Genomic DNA, 14,705 nt, shown 5'->3' on the forward strand with positions numbered 1-14,705 from the left:
CCCGGGGGTGGTCAACCAGGAATGCCCGCACGGGGCCAGGGCCCCGCGGGATTCGAGGCTGTCGGCTCCGTAGCTGTGCGCACCTTCGCAGCCCACCAGAGTTCCGGTCCGCAGGTGGCCGGGACAGCACACCAGAGCATGGATGGCCATCACGTGAACGCCATGGCCGGCGACGGAAGTGGCGCGCCCCACAACCAATTCGCCGACTACGACGAACTGCCCGAGGGGCACTTCTACGACCCCGACGCCGAGTACGAGCCCGATCCGGAGTACGCGGCCACGCTCGCGCCCGACGCGGCCCGCCAGCGCCGCGAGCGCGTCGGTCCGACCGGACGCCCGCTGCCGTACTTCCCGATCCCGGGCCCGCTGACCGACCACGGCCCCGCGAAGATCATCGCGATGTGCAACCAGAAGGGCGGCGTCGGCAAGACGACGTCGACCATCAACCTGGGTGCCGCGCTCGCGGAGTACGGGCGGCGCGTGCTGCTCGTGGACTTCGACCCGCAGGGCGCGCTGTCGGTGGGTCTCGGTGTCAACCCGATGGAACTCGACCTGACGGTCTACAACCTGCTCATGGAGCGGGGCATGTCCGCGGACGAGGTCCTGCTGAAGACGGCGGTCCCCAACATGGACCTGCTGCCGTCCAACATCGACCTGTCGGCCGCCGAGGTCCAGCTGGTCTCCGAGGTGGCCCGCGAGTCGACGCTGCAGCGCGCCCTGAAACCGCTGATGCCCGACTACGACTACATCGTGATCGACTGTCAGCCCTCGCTCGGCCTGCTCACCGTCAACGCCCTGACGGCCGCTCACAAGGTGATCGTGCCGCTGGAGTGCGAGTTCTTCGCGCTGCGCGGTGTGGCCCTGCTGACCGAGACCATCGAGAAGGTCCAGGAGCGGCTCAACCCCGAGCTCGAACTGGACGGCATCCTCGCCACGATGTACGACTCGCGCACGGTGCACAGCCGTGAGGTCCTGGCCCGCGTGGTCGAGGCGTTCGACGACCACGTCTACCACACGGTCATCGGCCGCACGGTCCGGTTCCCGGAGACCACGGTCGCCGGTGAGCCCATCACCACGTACGCCTCCAACTCCGTCGGTGCCGCCGCCTACCGCCAGCTCGCCAGGGAGGTGCTCGCCCGGTGTCACGCCGAGTGAGTCTGCCCGGGGCCGACGAACTCTTCCGTACGACAGGAGGGACGGCGCTGCAGCCGTCGACTCCCCGGCGCGCGGCCAACGGTGAGGCCCGCGTGCCGGCTCCCGCAGGGGAGCGCGACGACGTGGCCGCCGCCGAGGACGCACCGCAGGCGGTGCCGGTCCAGGGCGGTGACGGCGAGGGCGCGGAGCATGTCGCGGCGGAGGCCGAGCCGGACGGGACCGGCGAGTCCCGCAGCCGCCCGCCGCGCCGCCAGGCGGCGCAGGAAGGCTCCGGCGGACCCGACGCGGCCGCGCCGCCGCGGAAGCGGGGGCGGTCGGCGGCGCGGCGGCCCAGTGGGCGCGAGCGCCACGACGAGAAGATCACCGTGTATGTGTCGGCCGAGGAGCTGATGGACCTCGAGCACGCCCGTCTGGTGCTCCGCGGTGAGCACGGGCTCGCGGTCGACCGGGGGCGGATCGTCCGCGAGGCGGTGGCCGTGGTCCTGGCCGATCTGGAGTCCCGCGGGGACGCGAGCATCCTCGTACGCCGGCTGCGGGGGCGGTAGCGGTAGCCTGCGGGGGCCATGACCTCGTCCGACGTTCCCGCCCCTGCCTCCGGCCCCGCCGCCGGCCGCCGGCGTGCGCTGGGGCGGGGACCGGGGGTCGTACCTGCCGCGCAGCCCGAACCACCGGAGCCCGCTCCCGAAGCCGAGCCGGCCCCCCAACCTGGGCCCATTGCCGAGCCTGAGCCGGTTCCCGAGCCCATGCCCGCTCCCGAAGCCGAGCCCGCTCCTGAGCCCACTGCCGAACCTGGGCCCGCTCCCGAGCCTGAGCCGGTTCCCGAGCCCGTTCCGGTACCGCATCCGGAGTCCGGCGCGCCCCCCGCGCCCGAAGAGCCCCGTGACGGCGTCTTCAAGGTTCGGCTCGCCAACTTCGAGGGGCCCTTCGACCTGCTCCTCCAGCTGATCTCCAAGCACAAGCTGGACGTCACCGAAGTGGCCCTGTCCAAGGTCACCGACGAGTTCATGGCGCACATCCGGGCCATGGGACCCGACTGGGACCTGGACCAGACGACCGAGTTCCTCGTCGTGGCCGCCACGCTGCTCGACCTGAAGGCGGCCCGGCTGCTGCCCGCCGCCGAGGTCGAGGACGAGGCCGACCTGGCGCTGCTGGAGGCGCGGGACCTGCTGTTCGCGCGGCTGCTGCAGTACCGGGCGTACAAACAGATCGCGGACATCTTCAACCGGCGGCTCGACGACGAGGCTCGGCGCTGGCCCCGTACCGTGGGCCTGGAACCGCACCACGCCGAGCTGCTGCCCGAGGTCGTCATCAGCATCGGTCCCGATGGGTTCGCCCGGCTCGCGGTCAAGGCGATGCAGCCCAAGCCCAAACCGCAGGTGTACGTCGACCACATCCACGCACCCCTGGTCAGCGTGCAGGAGCAGGCCGGGATCGTGGTCGCGCGGCTGAGGGAGCTGGGCGAGGCCAGCTTCCGGGCGCTGGTCGAGGACACCGACGACACGCTCACCGTCGTGGCCCGGTTCCTCGCCCTGCTGGAGCTGTACCGCGAGAAGGCCGTCGCCCTGGAGCAGGAGGCCGCGCTCGGGGAGCTGCTCGTGCGCTGGACCGGCGGGGACACCGACGCGGCGCCGACGGTCACCGACGAGTTCGACCGGCCGCCCGAGCAGCCCGAGGAGGAGAAGAAGGCATGAGCGAGACCACCGAGCTCCCCCCGGGGCTGCGCGGCGTCGCCGACCTCGACCTCAAGCCCGCCCTGGAGGCGATGCTCATGGTCGTGGACGAGCCCGCGACCGAGGAGCACCTGGCCAAGCTGCTGGAGCGGCCGAAACGGCAGGTCGCGGACGCGCTGCGGGAGCTGGCCGACGAGTACACCGTGCAGGGCCGCGGCTTCGAGCTGCGGTTCGTCGCGGGCGGCTGGCGCTTCTACACCCGCGCCGACTACGCCCCGGCCGTCGAGCGCCTCGTCCTGGACGGCCAGACCGCCCGGCTCACCCAGGCCGCGCTGGAGACCCTCGCGGTCGTCGCCTACCGCCAGCCGGTCAGCCGCAGCCGCGTCTCCGCCGTACGCGGGGTCAACTGCGACGGTGTGATGCGCACCCTTCTGCAGCGGGGTCTGGTCGAGGAGGCGGGCACGGAACCCGAAATAGGTGCGATCCTGTACAGGACGACGAACTACTTCCTGGAGCGGATGGGCCTGCGTGGCCTGGACGAGCTTCCGGAGCTCGCGCCCTTCCTCCCGGAGGCGGAGGCGATCGAGGCCGAGACCCAGGAGGGGGTCCCGTCGTTCGACCCGGACGCGCCCGACGCGCCCGGCGGTCAGGACGCAGACGACTAAGACGGAACTTTGATGCGAAGCAGCGGCAGCGGCAAGAGCGGCGGGCGCGGTAACTACCGCGGTGCCGGCAACAACAGGGACCAGAAGCAGGGGCAGGGCCGTCCCCGCAAGCCCCGCCCCGAGGAGCGCCGCTACGACGTGGGTCCCGGCGCCTCCCAGGACGGCCCGAAGTCCGGACGCGGCGGTGCCGCCCGCGGGGGAGCCAAGGGCGGCCCGAAGAAGCCCCAGCAGGGCGGCCGCACGGCCCCCGCGCGCTCGCGTGAGTACGAGACGCGGGTGGAGGAGCGCAACCGGGAGCGCTACGCCGGGAAGAAGGACATCAAGCTGCCCAAGACCTTCCCGGGCGCCGAGCTGGAGGGCGAGCGGCTGCAGAAGGTCCTCGCGCGCGCCGGCTACGGCTCGCGGCGGGCCTGCGAGGAGCTGATCGAGCAGGCGCGGGTGGAGGTCAACGGCGAGATCGTCCTGGAGCAGGGCCGCCGGGTCGACCCGGAGAAGGACGAGGTCAAGGTCGACGGCCTGACGGTCGCGACGCAGTCGTACCAGTTCTTCTCGCTGAACAAGCCGGCGGGCGTGGTGTCCACCATGGAGGACCCGGAGGGGCGGCAGTGCCTCGGGGACTACGTCACCAACCGCGAGACGCGGCTGTTCCACGTCGGCCGGCTGGACACCGAGACCGAGGGCGTCATCCTGCTCACCAACCACGGTGAGCTGGCGCACCGCCTGACCCACCCCAAGTACGGCGTGAAGAAGACCTATCTCGCGGCGATCGTCGGCCCGATCCCGCGCGACCTGGGCAAGCGCCTGAAGGACGGCATCCAGCTGGAGGACGGCTACGCGCGCGCGGACCACTTCCGGGTCGTGGAGCAGACCGGCAAGAACTACCTGGTCGAGGTGACCCTGCACGAGGGCCGCAAGCACATCGTGCGGCGCATGCTGGCCGAGGCCGGCTTCCCCGTGGAGAAGCTGGTGCGGACCTCCTTCGGCCCGATCACCCTCGGCGACCAGAAGTCGGGCTGGCTGCGGCGTCTGTCCAACACCGAGGTCGGGATGCTGATGAAGGAAGTCGACCTCTGAGTCGATCTCCCGAACGTCGATCTCCAGAACGACTTGCGGTGATCACCATCCCCCTTTATTGTCAAGGTGACGATAAAGGGGGATGGTGATCCTATGTCCAAGCACGCCGCCACCGGGGCACTCCTGGGCCTCGCCCTCGGGGACGCCCTGGGCTTCCCGACCGAGTTCAAGACCGTGCCACTGATCCACACGATGTTCGGGCCTTGGCGCCGGATGGAACTGCCGCAGCGCGCCCGGGTGTCCGACGACACGCAGATGACCCTCGCCGTCGGGCGCGGGCTCAGGACGGCCATGGAGCGCGGGTACCTCGCCCCGCTGCGGCTGGAGCGGCCGCTGCGCGAGGAGTTCGTGGACTGGTACCACTCGCCGGAGAACAACCGCGCCCCGGGCAACACCTGCCTGACCGCGTGCGGCCTGCTGAAGGAGGAGGGCCGCGTCTGGCAGCACGCCAGCCAGATCGACTCCAAGGGCTGCGGCGCCAACATGAGGGTCGCCCCCGTCGGCCTCGCCCCCGGTCTGAGCGACGAACAGCGCGCCGGCGCCGCCCAGTTGCAGTCCGCGCTCACCCACGGCCACCCCACCGCGCTCGCCGCCTCCGACCTCACCGCCCGCGCCGTCCACCTGCTCGCCCGGGGCACCGACCCGACCGGACTGGTCGGACAGCTGCGCTCGTACGCCCTCGACCACCGCACGCACTACGACCACACCTGGCTCGGCGACCTGTGGACCCGCTCCCAGGACCCCACCCCCGAGCACTTCATCGCGCGCGGCTGGGACGAGTGCCTGGCAATCCTCGACCGGCTCCAGGAGGCCGTGCGGACCGTCTCCCCGGAGACCGACCCGTGCCTGGCCACCGGCGAGGGCTGGATCGCCGAGGAGGCCCTCGCCACCGGGCTGCTGTGCTTCCTGCTCTTCCCCGACGAGCCCGTCACCGCCCTGCGCCGGGCCGCCTGCACCTCCGGCGACTCCGACTCCATCGCCTGCCTCACCGGCGCCTTCGCGGGCGCCTGGCTCGGCGCGGAGGCCTGGCCGGCCGACTGGGCCGAGCGGATCGAGTACCGGGGCGACCTGTTGGCCCTGGGAGCACTCTGGGACGCTTAGGCCCATGATCGACGACCTCGACATCGACCTGAAGCCCGTGGTCGCGGAACAGCCCGACCCCCTGCTGTTCGCGACCGTCTCCGGAGCCCACCTGTACGGGTTCCCCTCGCAGGACTCGGACGTGGACCTGCGGGGTGTCCATCTGCTCCCGGCGGCCGACCTGGTCGGGCTGCGCGAGCCGGAGGAGACCCGCTCCCGGGCCTGGGTGCGCTACGGCGTCGAACTGGACCTGGTCACCCACGATCTGCGCAAGTTCGTACGGTTGATGCTGCGCCGCAACGGCTATGTGCTGGAGCAGCTGCTCTCGCCGCTGGTCGTGCACACCGGGGACGCGCACCGCGAGCTGGCCGCGCTGGCCCCCGGTGTCCTCACCAGCCACCACGCCCACCACTACCGGGGGTTCGCGGTGACCCAGTGGCGGCTGTTCGAGAAGACCGGCGAACTCAAGCCGCTGCTCTACACGTTCCGGGTGCTGCTCACCGGCATCCACCTCATGCGCAGCGGAGAGGTGCAGGCCCATCTGCCCACCCTGCTGGACCTGGTGGACGCTCCCGCCTATGTGCCCGAGCTGATAGCGGCCAAGGCGGAGCAGGAGCACGGGACGGCGAGCGTCGACCACGCGCGCGTGGAGGCCGACGTGGAGCGGCTGCACGCCGTCCTCGACGAGACGCAGGCCGCCTCAGCCCTGCCCGACGCGCCCAGCGCCCACGACGCCCTGCACGACCTCGTGGTCCGCGTGCGCCTGCAGGGCTGAGTCCCGGCGCGCCCGGAACAGGAAGTCGGCCACGCGCGCGTGGTCCGGCTCCGGCGGCAGCGGGGTGCCCCGAAGGGCCTCCTCGGCCTCGTCCGCCAGCCGGACCATCCACGCCTCGACGGCCGGCCACGGCATCTCGCCCCGCTTCACCGCGAGCAGCGGCTCCCGCTGGTCGCCGACGTCGATCCGCAGCTCGCCGGTGCGCAGCAGGTCCCGGGCGCTCATCAGCAGGCGCAGCAGGTGCATGGCGTGCTTCCAGCGCGGGGCGCCCGTCGTGCGGACGTCGGCGTCGAGCTTCTTGCGCTGGCCGAGGGTGTAGCGCGTGAAGGTGTCGTAGGCGCGGCGGGAGAGGAAGGCCCCGCGCAGGGACAGCAGCTCCCGGCCGGTGTCGTCCAGCTGCTCCACCAGCGGGGAGTGCAGGCACTCCAGGATGTTCGGGTTGCCGCCCAGCGCCAGCTCGCAGAACCGCTCCAGCTCCCAGGAGAACTGTTCCTCGCCCGGCCCCTCCACATGCGTCGGCGGCTTTTCGAACCGCCAGAACAGAGGGGTGGGGGCGAGGAACACACCCCGCCGGTCGGTGTCGCTCGTGTCCGTCGCCAGACCGAAGGCCCGGGACCCCATGACACAGGCGTAGACGGTGTGGTCGCGGACCAGGGTCTCGGGCTGCATGCCCGGAGCGTACGCCGACCCCTCACACCAGTTTGATCGAATTTCCCTGCACCTTGATCGACTTCGCGGGCAGGGGCCTGGTCGCGGGGCCGTGCGCCACCGAACCGTCGGCGATGTGGAACTTGCTGCCGTGACAGGGACAGTCGATCGTGCCGTTCGCGACCCTGCTCACCGTGCAGCCCAGGTGCGTGCAGATCGCCGAGAAGGCCTTGAAGTCGCCCTTCTTCGGCTGGGTGACCACCACCTTCTGGTCCTTGAAGATCTTGCCGCCGCCCTCGGGGATGTCCTTGGTCTTGCCGAGATCCCCGCCGCTCTCGCCGTCGGCGTTGCCGCCGCATGCCGCGACGGGTGCGACGACCGCCGCCGCGCCCGTCGCCAGAACCGTGCGCCGCGTCGCGCCCTCAGTCATGCCGGCCTCCGTACAACACGTAGAAATCGGTGAACACCCGATGCACTGCATCGTCTCAGCGTCCGGGCGCCGTGCGCTTGGTCCGCGCGTGCTGACTACGCTGGACGGACCAAGAAAAGATCCGCATGTCAGCAGGGAGCAGCGCCGTGGCGGTACGAGCGGTCCGGGGGGCCGTCCAACTCGAGCGGGACGAGGCCGGGCACATGGACGAGCAGGTCGGAGCCCTGCTCACCGCGGTCCTGGAGCGGAACGGGCTGACGGCCGACGACCTGATCAGCATCTGGTTCACGGCGACGCCCGACCTGCACAGCGACTTCCCGGCCGCCGCGGCCCGCAAGCTCGGCATCGTCGACGTACCCCTGATCTGCGCCCAGGAACTGGCCATCGAGGGCGCCATGCCCCGGGTCGTACGGCTGCTCGCGCACATCGAGTCGGACAGGCACCGCTCCGAGATCAACCACGTCTACCTCGGCGCCGCGGCCGCCCTGCGCAAGGACATCGCCCAGTGAGAACCGCACTCGTCATCGGCACCGGCCTCATCGGCACCTCCGCCGCCCTGGCCCTGGTCCAGCGCGGCGTCACCGTCCACCTCGCCGACCACGACCCCGAGCAGGCCCGTACGGCCGCCGCGCTGGGCGCCGGCACCGACGAGGCCCCCGAGGGCCCGGTCGACCTGGCGATCGTGGCCGCCCCGCCCGCCCATGTGGCCGGTGTCGTCGCCGACGCCATGCGCCGGGGCGTGGCCCGCGGCTATGTCGACGTGGCCAGCGTCAAGGGCGGCCCGCGCCGCGAGCTTCAGGCGCTCGGCCTGGACCTGTCGGCGTACATCGGCACGCACCCCATGTCCGGCCGGGAGAAGTCCGGCCCGCTGGCCGCGACCGGCGACCTCTTCGAGGGCCGGCCCTGGGTGCTCACCCCGACCCGGGACACCGACACCGAGGTGCTGAACCTCGCCCTGGAGCTGGTCTCGCACTGCCGGGCGGTACCGGTCGTCATGGACGCCGACGCCCACGACCGCGCCGTGGCCCTCGTCTCCCACATGCCCCACCTGGTCTCCAGCATGGTCGCCGCGCGCCTGGAGAACGCCGAGGAGGCCGCCGTACGGCTGTGCGGGCAGGGCATCCGGGACGTGACCCGGATCGCCGCCTCCGACCCGCGCATGTGGATCGACATCCTCTCCGCGAACCCCGGCCCGGTCGCCGACCTGCTCTCCGACGTCGCCGCCGACCTGGGCGAGACCGTCGAGGCGCTGCGCGCCCTGCAGTCCTCCGACGAGGCCAAGCGGCGCGAGGGCACCGCCGGCATCGAGGACGTGCTGCGCCGCGGGAACGCGGGCCAGGTGCGGGTGCCGGGCAAGCACGGGTCCGCGCCGCGGGTCTACGAGGTCGTGGCCGTGCTCATCGACGACCAGCCCGGGCAGCTGGCCCGCATCTTCGCCGACGCCGGACGGGCCGGGGTCAACATCGAGGACGTACGGATCGAGCACGCGACCGGACAGCAGGCGGGCCTGGTGCAGCTCATGGTCGAGCCGAAGGCGGTGGCGGTGCTGAAGGAGGCGCTGCGGGAGCGGGGCTGGGCGCTGCGGCAGTAGGGCGGTCCACAGGCGTCCGGACGAGTGACCCGCGCCCGGTAACCTTGTGCAGGGCGCTCTCGCTCCCCGCACCCCGCCCACACCGCACCAGGAAGGTGTCCCTCCGTGGAAAACGGCGCCGCCCCGACCGCCAAGCCCGTGATCGTCGCGATCGACGGCCCCTCCGGCACGGGCAAGTCGAGCACGTCGAAGGCCGTCGCCGCCCAGCTCGGCCTGAGCTACCTGGACACCGGCGCCCAGTACCGGGCGATCACCTGGTGGATGGTGAACAACGGCATCGACCTGGAGGACCCGACCGCCATCGCCGCCGTCGCGGGCAAGCCGGAGATCGTCTCCGGCACCGACCCGGCCGCCCCGACCATCACGGTCGACGGCGTCGACGTGTCCGGTCCGATCCGCACCCAGGAGGTCACCTCCAAGGTCAGCGCGGTCAGCGCGGTGCCCGAGGTGCGCTCCCGGATCACCGAGCTGCAGCGCTCGATCGCCTCCGGCGCGGAGAACGGCATCGTGGTCGAGGGCCGTGACATCGGTACGACCGTCCTCCCGGACGCCGGCCTGAAGATCTTCCTCACCGCCTCCCCGGAGGCCCGCGCGGCCCGCCGCAGCGGCGAGCTGAAGGGCGCCGACATCCACGCCACCCGGGAGGCCCTGATCAAGCGGGACGCGGCCGACTCCTCCCGCACGACCTCGCCGCTCGCCAAGGCCGATGACGCGGTCGAGGTGGACACCACCGAGCTCACCCTCTCCCAGGTCATCGAGTGCGTCGTCACCCTGGTCGAGGAGAAGCGGGCCGGCAAGTGAACCTGCCTTCCGAGAGGGGCGCCGAGGTCGGGCGGCGCATCGGCGTCGGCCTGATGCACGGGCTGTTCAGGCCGCGTGTGCTCGGCGCCTGGAAGGTGCCCGCGAGCGGCCCGGTGATTTTCGCCGTGAACCACTCCCACAACATCGACGGCCCGATGGTCATGGGTGTGGCACCCCGGCCGACGCACTTCCTGATCAAGAAGGAGGCGTTCGTCGGCCCGCTGGACCCCTTCCTGACCGGCATCGGCCAGCTGAAGGTGGACCGCGCCGCCGCCGACCGCACCGCGATCACCCAGGCCCTCGGCGTGCTGGAGGCCGGGGGAGTGCTGGGCATCTTCCCGGAGGGCACCCGGGGCGAGGGCGACTTCGCCTCGCTGCGCGCCGGGCTCGCCTACTTCGCCGTACGCAGCGGGGCGCCGATCGTGCCCGTCGCCGTACTGGGAAGTTCCGGCCGGCGCGGACGGTTGATAAAGGGACTCCCGCCCCTGCGTTCCCGCATCGACGTCGTCTTCGGCGACCCCTTCGAGGCCATCGAAGGAGTGCGAAGCTCCTACACGGGTGGTGGTGGGCGACGGGCGGGCGGCAGCGGGCGGCGTACGCGCAGGGCGCTGGACGAGGCGACCGAGCGCATCCAGAAGCAGCTCACCAGCCACCTGGAAAACGCCAGGCGCCTGACCGGGCGCTAGGCGACACTTGAGTAGTGGATCAGCCCGCGAGGGTGCACCCCGTCGGGACCTGTTCCACCGATCACCACGATGAACGACGAGGTACGGACTACATGAACGACGACATCCAGCCCGGCGACTCGGCTGAGCACGAGTACGACCACGGGGCTCTCGGCGACGCCGAGTACGCGGAGTTCATGGAGCTCGCCGCGGAAGAGGGCTTCGACATCGAGGACGTCGAGGGCGCCATCGAGGCGGCGGGCCACGGTCCGCTGCCCGTGCTCGCCGTCGTCGGCCGCCCCAATGTCGGCAAGTCGACCCTGGTCAACCGGATCATCGGCCGCCGCGAGGCGGTCGTCGAGGACAAGCCGGGCGTCACCCGCGACCGCGTCACCTACGAGGCCGAGTGGGCCGGCCGCCGCTTCAAGGTCGTCGACACCGGCGGCTGGGAGCAGGACGTCCTCGGCATCGACGCCTCCGTGGCCGCCCAGGCCGAGTACGCGATCGAGGCGGCCGACGCAGTCGTCTTCGTCGTGGACGCCAAGGTCGGCGCGACGGACACCGACGAGGCGGTGGTCCGGCTGCTGCGCAAGGCCGGCAAGCCGGTCGTGCTGTGCGCCAACAAGGTCGACGGCCCGAGCGGCGAGGCCGACGCGGCCTACCTGTGGAGCCTTGGCCTCGGTGAGCCGCACCCCGTCTCGGCGCTGCACGGCCGCGGCACCGGCGACATGCTGGACGCGGTCCTGGAGGTCCTGCCGGACGCGCCGCGCGAGACCTTCGGCGGCACCGGCATCGGCGGCCCGCGCCGGATCGCCCTGATCGGCCGCCCGAACGTCGGCAAGTCCTCCCTGCTGAACAAGGTGGCCGGCGAGGAGCGCGTCGTCGTCAACGAACTGGCCGGCACCACCCGCGACCCGGTCGACGAGCTGATCGAACTGGGCGGCGTGACCTGGAAGTTCGTCGACACGGCGGGCATCCGCAAGCGCGTCCACCTCCAGCAGGGCGCCGACTACTACGCCTCCCTGCGCACCGCGGCCGCGGTGGAGAAGGCGGAGGTCGCCGTCATCCTGATCGACGCCTCCGAGAACATCTCCGTGCAGGACCAGCGGATCGTCACCATGGCCGTCGAGGCGGGCCGCGCGATGGTCATCGCCTACAACAAGTGGGACACCCTCGACGAGGAGCGCCGCTACTACCTGGAGCGGGAGATCGAGACCGAGCTGGGCCAGGTCGCCTGGGCGCCCCGCGTGAACGTCTCGGCGCGCACCGGCCGCCACATGGAGAAGCTGGTCCCGGCCATCGAGACCGCCCTGGCCGGCTGGGAGACCCGGGTGCCCACCGGCCGCCTGAACGCCTTCCTGGGCGAGCTGGTCTCGGCCCACCCGCACCCGATCCGGGGCGGCAAGCAGCCGCGCATCCTGTTCGGCACCCAGGCCGGCACCAAGCCCCCGCGGTTCGTCCTCTTCGCCTCCGGCTTCATCGAGGCGGGCTACCGGCGCTTCATCGAGCGCCGCCTGCGCGAGGAGTTCGGCTTCGAGGGCACCCCGATCCACATCTCGGTGCGGGTGCGCGAGAAGCGCGGCACGAAGAAGAAGTAACGCCGGTACGGCACGAAGGGCGGCCCCTGGATCTCCAGGGGCCGCCCTTCGTGCCGTACCGCCGGTCACATGCCCCGGCGCGGCCCCGGCGGCAGGGCCGCCGGAACGTGCTGCATCCCGGTGTCCTGCGGCCGCCCCAGCGAGCTCACCCGCTGCCACTGCGACTGCTGCCGCGCGCTGTACGCGCCCGCGCTGTAGGCGCTGTACGAGCTGCTGAACGACCCCGCGCGGTGGCCCCCGTAGGAGCCCGTACGGTCCGGAAGACTCCCGAAGGGGCAGAACCTCAGCCCTTCCTCCCCGCTCCGGTCGCCCGGCAGCGTACGGAAGGTCTTGACCCACTCCGCGTAGAGCGAGTCGTAGATCGGCGTGGCCGAGGCAGCACCGCCCCCGTCCTGCGCCAACCGGGCAGACGGAACAGAGACGAAGGCGGACCGGCGGGGAGGGGGAGTGTCGTATGCGTGCACGTATGTCCAAACGACCGCATCCCCAAAGAGATGCGGTTGTGCGGCATGCCTTTGGGGGCGCCGCATGCCTTGGGGGGCGCGGAGAACCGTCACGTACCCGCGAGAGGAAGCGCCGCGGCGACCAGCTTCCCCTGCGCCGCCGCCTTGTCGAGGGACTCCCGCAGCAGGTCCTCCCGCGGCTGCCGGCCGATGGACCCCACCGGCGCCGCGAACATCAGCACCTGCTGGTGCTTGTTGGCAGCCGCCCGCCAGCTGTCCGTCACCTGCAGCGGCTGATGCGCCTGCCACCAGGCGACCGGCTGCCCGCCGTGCGCCGAGGGCTGCAGCACCGCGTGCAGCTGGCCCACGGCGAGCAGCACCGACCAGCCGTGCAGCACCGGCGGCACGGACGCCAGCTCGGTGAGCGGCATGAACCCCTGCTCGATGAGCAGCGGAAGGAAGTCGTCACCGGCCCCGGTGGAGCCCGGACGCACGATCGGCGAGGTCGGCTCGACCACGAGCGCGGGATGCAGTTCGCCCTCGATCAGGACGAGTCCGCTGGTCACGCCGAGGACCGCCTGCTCGGGCGCGGCCTGTCGCGGTTCGCCCGCCGAGGCGGCGATGCCGCCGATGGACCGGACGGCGCCCTGCAGCTGCTCCTCGGTGACCTGGACGACCTGTGAGGGCAGGCAGCTGGCGTGGGCGAAGGCGAGGACGGCGGTCTCGTCGCCGACGAACAGAACGGTGCTGGTGCGCTCCTGCTCGGAGTCGCCCGGGGTGCGGCAGGACGTGCAGTCGTAACTGCCCGGGGCGTTCTCTCCGGCGAGCAGCCGGTCGGCTTCTTCGTCGCCGATCTCGGCGCGTACGGCGTCACTGACGTCGAGCATGCGCGGCACGGTGGCTCCCTCGGGATGCGTGCTGGGGTCGGCCGGGTGGCTCCCGGCCGCTGAGTTCCGGGGTTCCGGGCTCATGAAGAAGACAACGGGCGTCCTGTGGTGGGAGTCACGCCCCGACGACAACCGGTTCGAACCAACCAGCGCACACGGTCACCAACAGTCCGGAATGCGCTACTCCCGGTCAACTCATCGCCACGTCAAGGAACTTGAAGGGGTGAAGTGGGTCACAGACCGCCTCGGTCACTGGTCGACAAATCAGGAAATCAGCGAATGTAGTGGGTGGCCGAAAATCGCCGATACTCGCGGTAACCAGCAACTGGCCTGGAATGACAGGGAGTTGGTTGATTCCGCCCGCTCGTCCTCCCTACATTCCTCCGCCGTGTGCAACGAGCACCGCTCGGGTACGTCCGACGCCCGGCACCGGCAGAGCACGAACGCCGGTACCGGTCACCCGGACGGGGCGGGCACGAGCAACCGCGGTCCTGCGCGGCGAGGCGTGCTCCGCCCGGGGGAGCCCGGGTTCGTGGAGAGGGAATTACATGTCCGAGTGTGCCGATACCACCCGCAACACCGCCCGTCCCGAGGGTGCCCGCAAGGGCCGTACGGCGGCCGCGCTGGCCGGAGCCGCGCTGCTGGCCCCGCTGGGACTGCTGGCCGCCACCGGCAACGCCGCCGCGGCGGACAGCGGAGTGTGGGACCGCATCGCCCAGTGCGAGAGCGGCGGCAACTGGCACATCAACACCGGCAACGGCTACTACGGCGGGCTGCAGTTCTCCGCCGGCACCTGGAGCGCGTACGGCGGCACCGCCTACGCCCCGACGGCCGACCAGGCCTCCAGGAGCGCCCAGATCGCCGTCGCCACCAAGGTCCAGCAGGCCCAGGGCTGGGGCGCCTGGCCGGTCTGCTCCGCCCGCGCCGGAGCCTATGGCGCCGCTCCCGCGGCGGCCCACACCGGTTCCTCCGGTACGGCGGCCCCGGAGAGCAGCGTGACGACGGAGTCCGCCCCGGCGAAGACGCCGGAGCGCCCGAGCGGCCACACCAACCGCAGTGAGTCCCGTGGCACGGGTGACTACACCGTCCGCGAGGGCGACACCCTGAGCGCCATCGCCGCGCGGCACGGGACCACCTGGCAGCGGATCTACGCCGCCAACAAGAAGGTCATCGGCGACGACCCGAACCTGATCGTGCCCGGCCAGCGCCTCGCGCTCTGACCG

General features: G+C 71.8%; 17 protein-coding genes. 13 read left to right on the plus strand and 4 right to left on the minus strand.

Annotated elements, in window-relative coordinates; genetic code table 11:
• Nucleotides 1-21: 21 nt before the first annotated feature.
• The 7 genes from ACWC2T_RS05170 to ACWC2T_RS05200 all read left to right on the plus strand — a co-directional run bounded on the left by ACWC2T_RS05170 (nt 22) and on the right by ACWC2T_RS05200 (nt 6,419).
• Nucleotides 22-1,155, plus strand: a complete 1,134-nt coding sequence (locus ACWC2T_RS05170; protein WP_450669091.1) for a ParA family protein — start codon at nt 22-24, stop codon at nt 1,153-1,155.
• Complete coding sequence (locus ACWC2T_RS05175; RefSeq protein ID WP_450669092.1) at nt 1,140-1,700, plus strand: hypothetical protein; 561 nt, start codon at nt 1,140-1,142, stop codon at nt 1,698-1,700. The genes ACWC2T_RS05170 and ACWC2T_RS05175 overlap by 16 nt, the downstream gene beginning before the upstream one ends.
• A gap of 18 nt (nt 1,701-1,718) precedes the next feature.
• Complete coding sequence (locus ACWC2T_RS05180) at nt 1,719-2,846, plus strand: segregation and condensation protein A (protein ID WP_450669093.1); 1,128 nt, start codon at nt 1,719-1,721, stop codon at nt 2,844-2,846.
• Entirely contained in the window at nt 2,843-3,490 is a 648-nt protein-coding gene (gene scpB / locus ACWC2T_RS05185) for an SMC-Scp complex subunit ScpB (RefSeq protein ID WP_450669094.1), read from the plus strand. Before ACWC2T_RS05180 ends, scpB begins: the two co-directional genes overlap by 4 nt.
• A gap of 12 nt (nt 3,491-3,502) precedes the next feature.
• The gene (locus ACWC2T_RS05190) at nt 3,503-4,564 is read left to right on the plus strand and encodes a pseudouridine synthase (RefSeq protein ID WP_450669095.1); all 1,062 of its coding nucleotides are present in this window, start codon (nt 3,503-3,505) and stop codon (nt 4,562-4,564) included.
• A 93-nt stretch (nt 4,565-4,657) separates the two neighbouring features.
• Nucleotides 4,658-5,665, plus strand: a complete 1,008-nt coding sequence (locus ACWC2T_RS05195) for an ADP-ribosylglycohydrolase family protein (RefSeq protein WP_450669096.1) — start codon at nt 4,658-4,660, stop codon at nt 5,663-5,665.
• Between the two features lie 4 nt (nt 5,666-5,669).
• Nucleotides 5,670-6,419, plus strand: a complete 750-nt coding sequence (locus ACWC2T_RS05200; protein WP_450669097.1) for a nucleotidyltransferase domain-containing protein — start codon at nt 5,670-5,672, stop codon at nt 6,417-6,419.
• On the opposite strand, the gene ACWC2T_RS05205 is transcribed toward ACWC2T_RS05200, so the two are convergent.
• Nucleotides 6,345-7,088: a nucleotidyltransferase domain-containing protein gene (locus tag ACWC2T_RS05205; RefSeq protein WP_450669098.1), complete on the minus strand. Its 744-nt coding sequence runs from the start codon at nt 7,086-7,088 to the stop codon at nt 6,345-6,347. The two genes, ACWC2T_RS05200 and ACWC2T_RS05205, sit on opposite strands and share 75 nt — an antisense overlap.
• 22 nt (nt 7,089-7,110) lie before the next feature.
• Nucleotides 7,111-7,497, minus strand: a complete 387-nt coding sequence (locus ACWC2T_RS05210) for a Rieske (2Fe-2S) protein (RefSeq protein WP_450669099.1) — start codon at nt 7,495-7,497, stop codon at nt 7,111-7,113.
• A 146-nt stretch (nt 7,498-7,643) separates the two neighbouring features.
• Between ACWC2T_RS05210 and aroH the strand changes: the two genes are divergently transcribed.
• From aroH to der, 5 genes are all read left to right on the plus strand, one after another.
• On the plus strand, nt 7,644-8,006 hold the full coding sequence (gene aroH, locus ACWC2T_RS05215; protein WP_450669100.1) for a chorismate mutase: 363 nt from the start codon (nt 7,644-7,646) through the stop codon (nt 8,004-8,006).
• Nucleotides 8,003-9,088: a prephenate dehydrogenase gene (locus ACWC2T_RS05220; protein WP_450669101.1), complete on the plus strand. Its 1,086-nt coding sequence runs from the start codon at nt 8,003-8,005 to the stop codon at nt 9,086-9,088. Before aroH ends, ACWC2T_RS05220 begins: the two co-directional genes overlap by 4 nt.
• A gap of 105 nt (nt 9,089-9,193) precedes the next feature.
• Entirely contained in the window at nt 9,194-9,889 is a 696-nt protein-coding gene (cmk, locus tag ACWC2T_RS05225; protein WP_450669102.1) for a (d)CMP kinase, read from the plus strand.
• Nucleotides 9,847-10,575, plus strand: coding sequence for a lysophospholipid acyltransferase family protein (locus ACWC2T_RS05230; protein WP_450669103.1), 729 nt, complete (start codon nt 9,847-9,849; stop codon nt 10,573-10,575). The genes cmk and ACWC2T_RS05230 overlap by 43 nt, the downstream gene beginning before the upstream one ends.
• A 92-nt stretch (nt 10,576-10,667) precedes the next feature.
• Nucleotides 10,668-12,152 (plus strand): ribosome biogenesis GTPase Der, encoded by a 1,485-nt coding sequence (gene der, locus ACWC2T_RS05235; protein ID WP_450669104.1) that lies wholly within the window; start codon nt 10,668-10,670, stop codon nt 12,150-12,152.
• A gap of 65 nt (nt 12,153-12,217) precedes the next feature.
• Here der and ACWC2T_RS05240 read toward each other — a convergent pair whose 3' ends face one another.
• Together ACWC2T_RS05240 and ACWC2T_RS05245 are read right to left on the minus strand one after the other, a co-directional pair.
• Nucleotides 12,218-12,616 carry a hypothetical protein gene (locus ACWC2T_RS05240; protein ID WP_450669105.1) on the minus strand — a complete coding sequence of 133 codons (399 nt, stop codon included), beginning with the start codon at nt 12,614-12,616 and terminating at the stop codon, nt 12,218-12,220.
• Between the two features lie 89 nt (nt 12,617-12,705).
• Nucleotides 12,706-13,491, minus strand: coding sequence for a hypothetical protein (locus tag ACWC2T_RS05245; protein ID WP_450669106.1), 786 nt, complete (start codon nt 13,489-13,491; stop codon nt 12,706-12,708).
• A gap of 539 nt (nt 13,492-14,030) precedes the next feature.
• Here ACWC2T_RS05245 and ACWC2T_RS05250 point away from each other — a divergent pair.
• Entirely contained in the window at nt 14,031-14,702 is a 672-nt protein-coding gene (locus ACWC2T_RS05250; RefSeq protein ID WP_450669107.1) for a transglycosylase family protein, read from the plus strand.
• Nucleotides 14,703-14,705: the final 3 nt, after the last annotated feature.

It is taken from the genome of Streptomyces sp. NPDC001393, assembly GCF_053597455.1.

Bases quoted from the DNA above. Each gene is read 5' to 3' on its own strand.
- ACWC2T_RS05170 (WP_450669091.1), top strand. From the start codon at position 22: ATGCCCGCACGGGGCCAGGGCCCCGCGGGATTCGAGGCTGTCGGCTCC.
- ACWC2T_RS05180 (WP_450669093.1), top strand. From the start codon at position 1,719: ATGACCTCGTCCGACGTTCCCGCCCCTGCCTCCGGCCCCGCCGCCGGC.
- scpB (WP_450669094.1), top strand. From the start codon at position 2,843: ATGAGCGAGACCACCGAGCTCCCCCCGGGGCTGCGCGGCGTCGCCGAC.
- ACWC2T_RS05190 (WP_450669095.1), top strand. From the start codon at position 3,503: ATGCGAAGCAGCGGCAGCGGCAAGAGCGGCGGGCGCGGTAACTACCGC.
- ACWC2T_RS05195 (WP_450669096.1), top strand. From the start codon at position 4,658: ATGTCCAAGCACGCCGCCACCGGGGCACTCCTGGGCCTCGCCCTCGGG.
- ACWC2T_RS05200 (WP_450669097.1), top strand. From the start codon at position 5,670: ATGATCGACGACCTCGACATCGACCTGAAGCCCGTGGTCGCGGAACAG.
- ACWC2T_RS05205 (WP_450669098.1), bottom strand. From the start codon at position 7,088: ATGCAGCCCGAGACCCTGGTCCGCGACCACACCGTCTACGCCTGTGTC.
- ACWC2T_RS05210 (WP_450669099.1), bottom strand. From the start codon at position 7,497: ATGACTGAGGGCGCGACGCGGCGCACGGTTCTGGCGACGGGCGCGGCG.
- der (WP_450669104.1), top strand. From the start codon at position 10,668: ATGAACGACGACATCCAGCCCGGCGACTCGGCTGAGCACGAGTACGAC.
- ACWC2T_RS05250 (WP_450669107.1), top strand. From the start codon at position 14,031: ATGTCCGAGTGTGCCGATACCACCCGCAACACCGCCCGTCCCGAGGGT.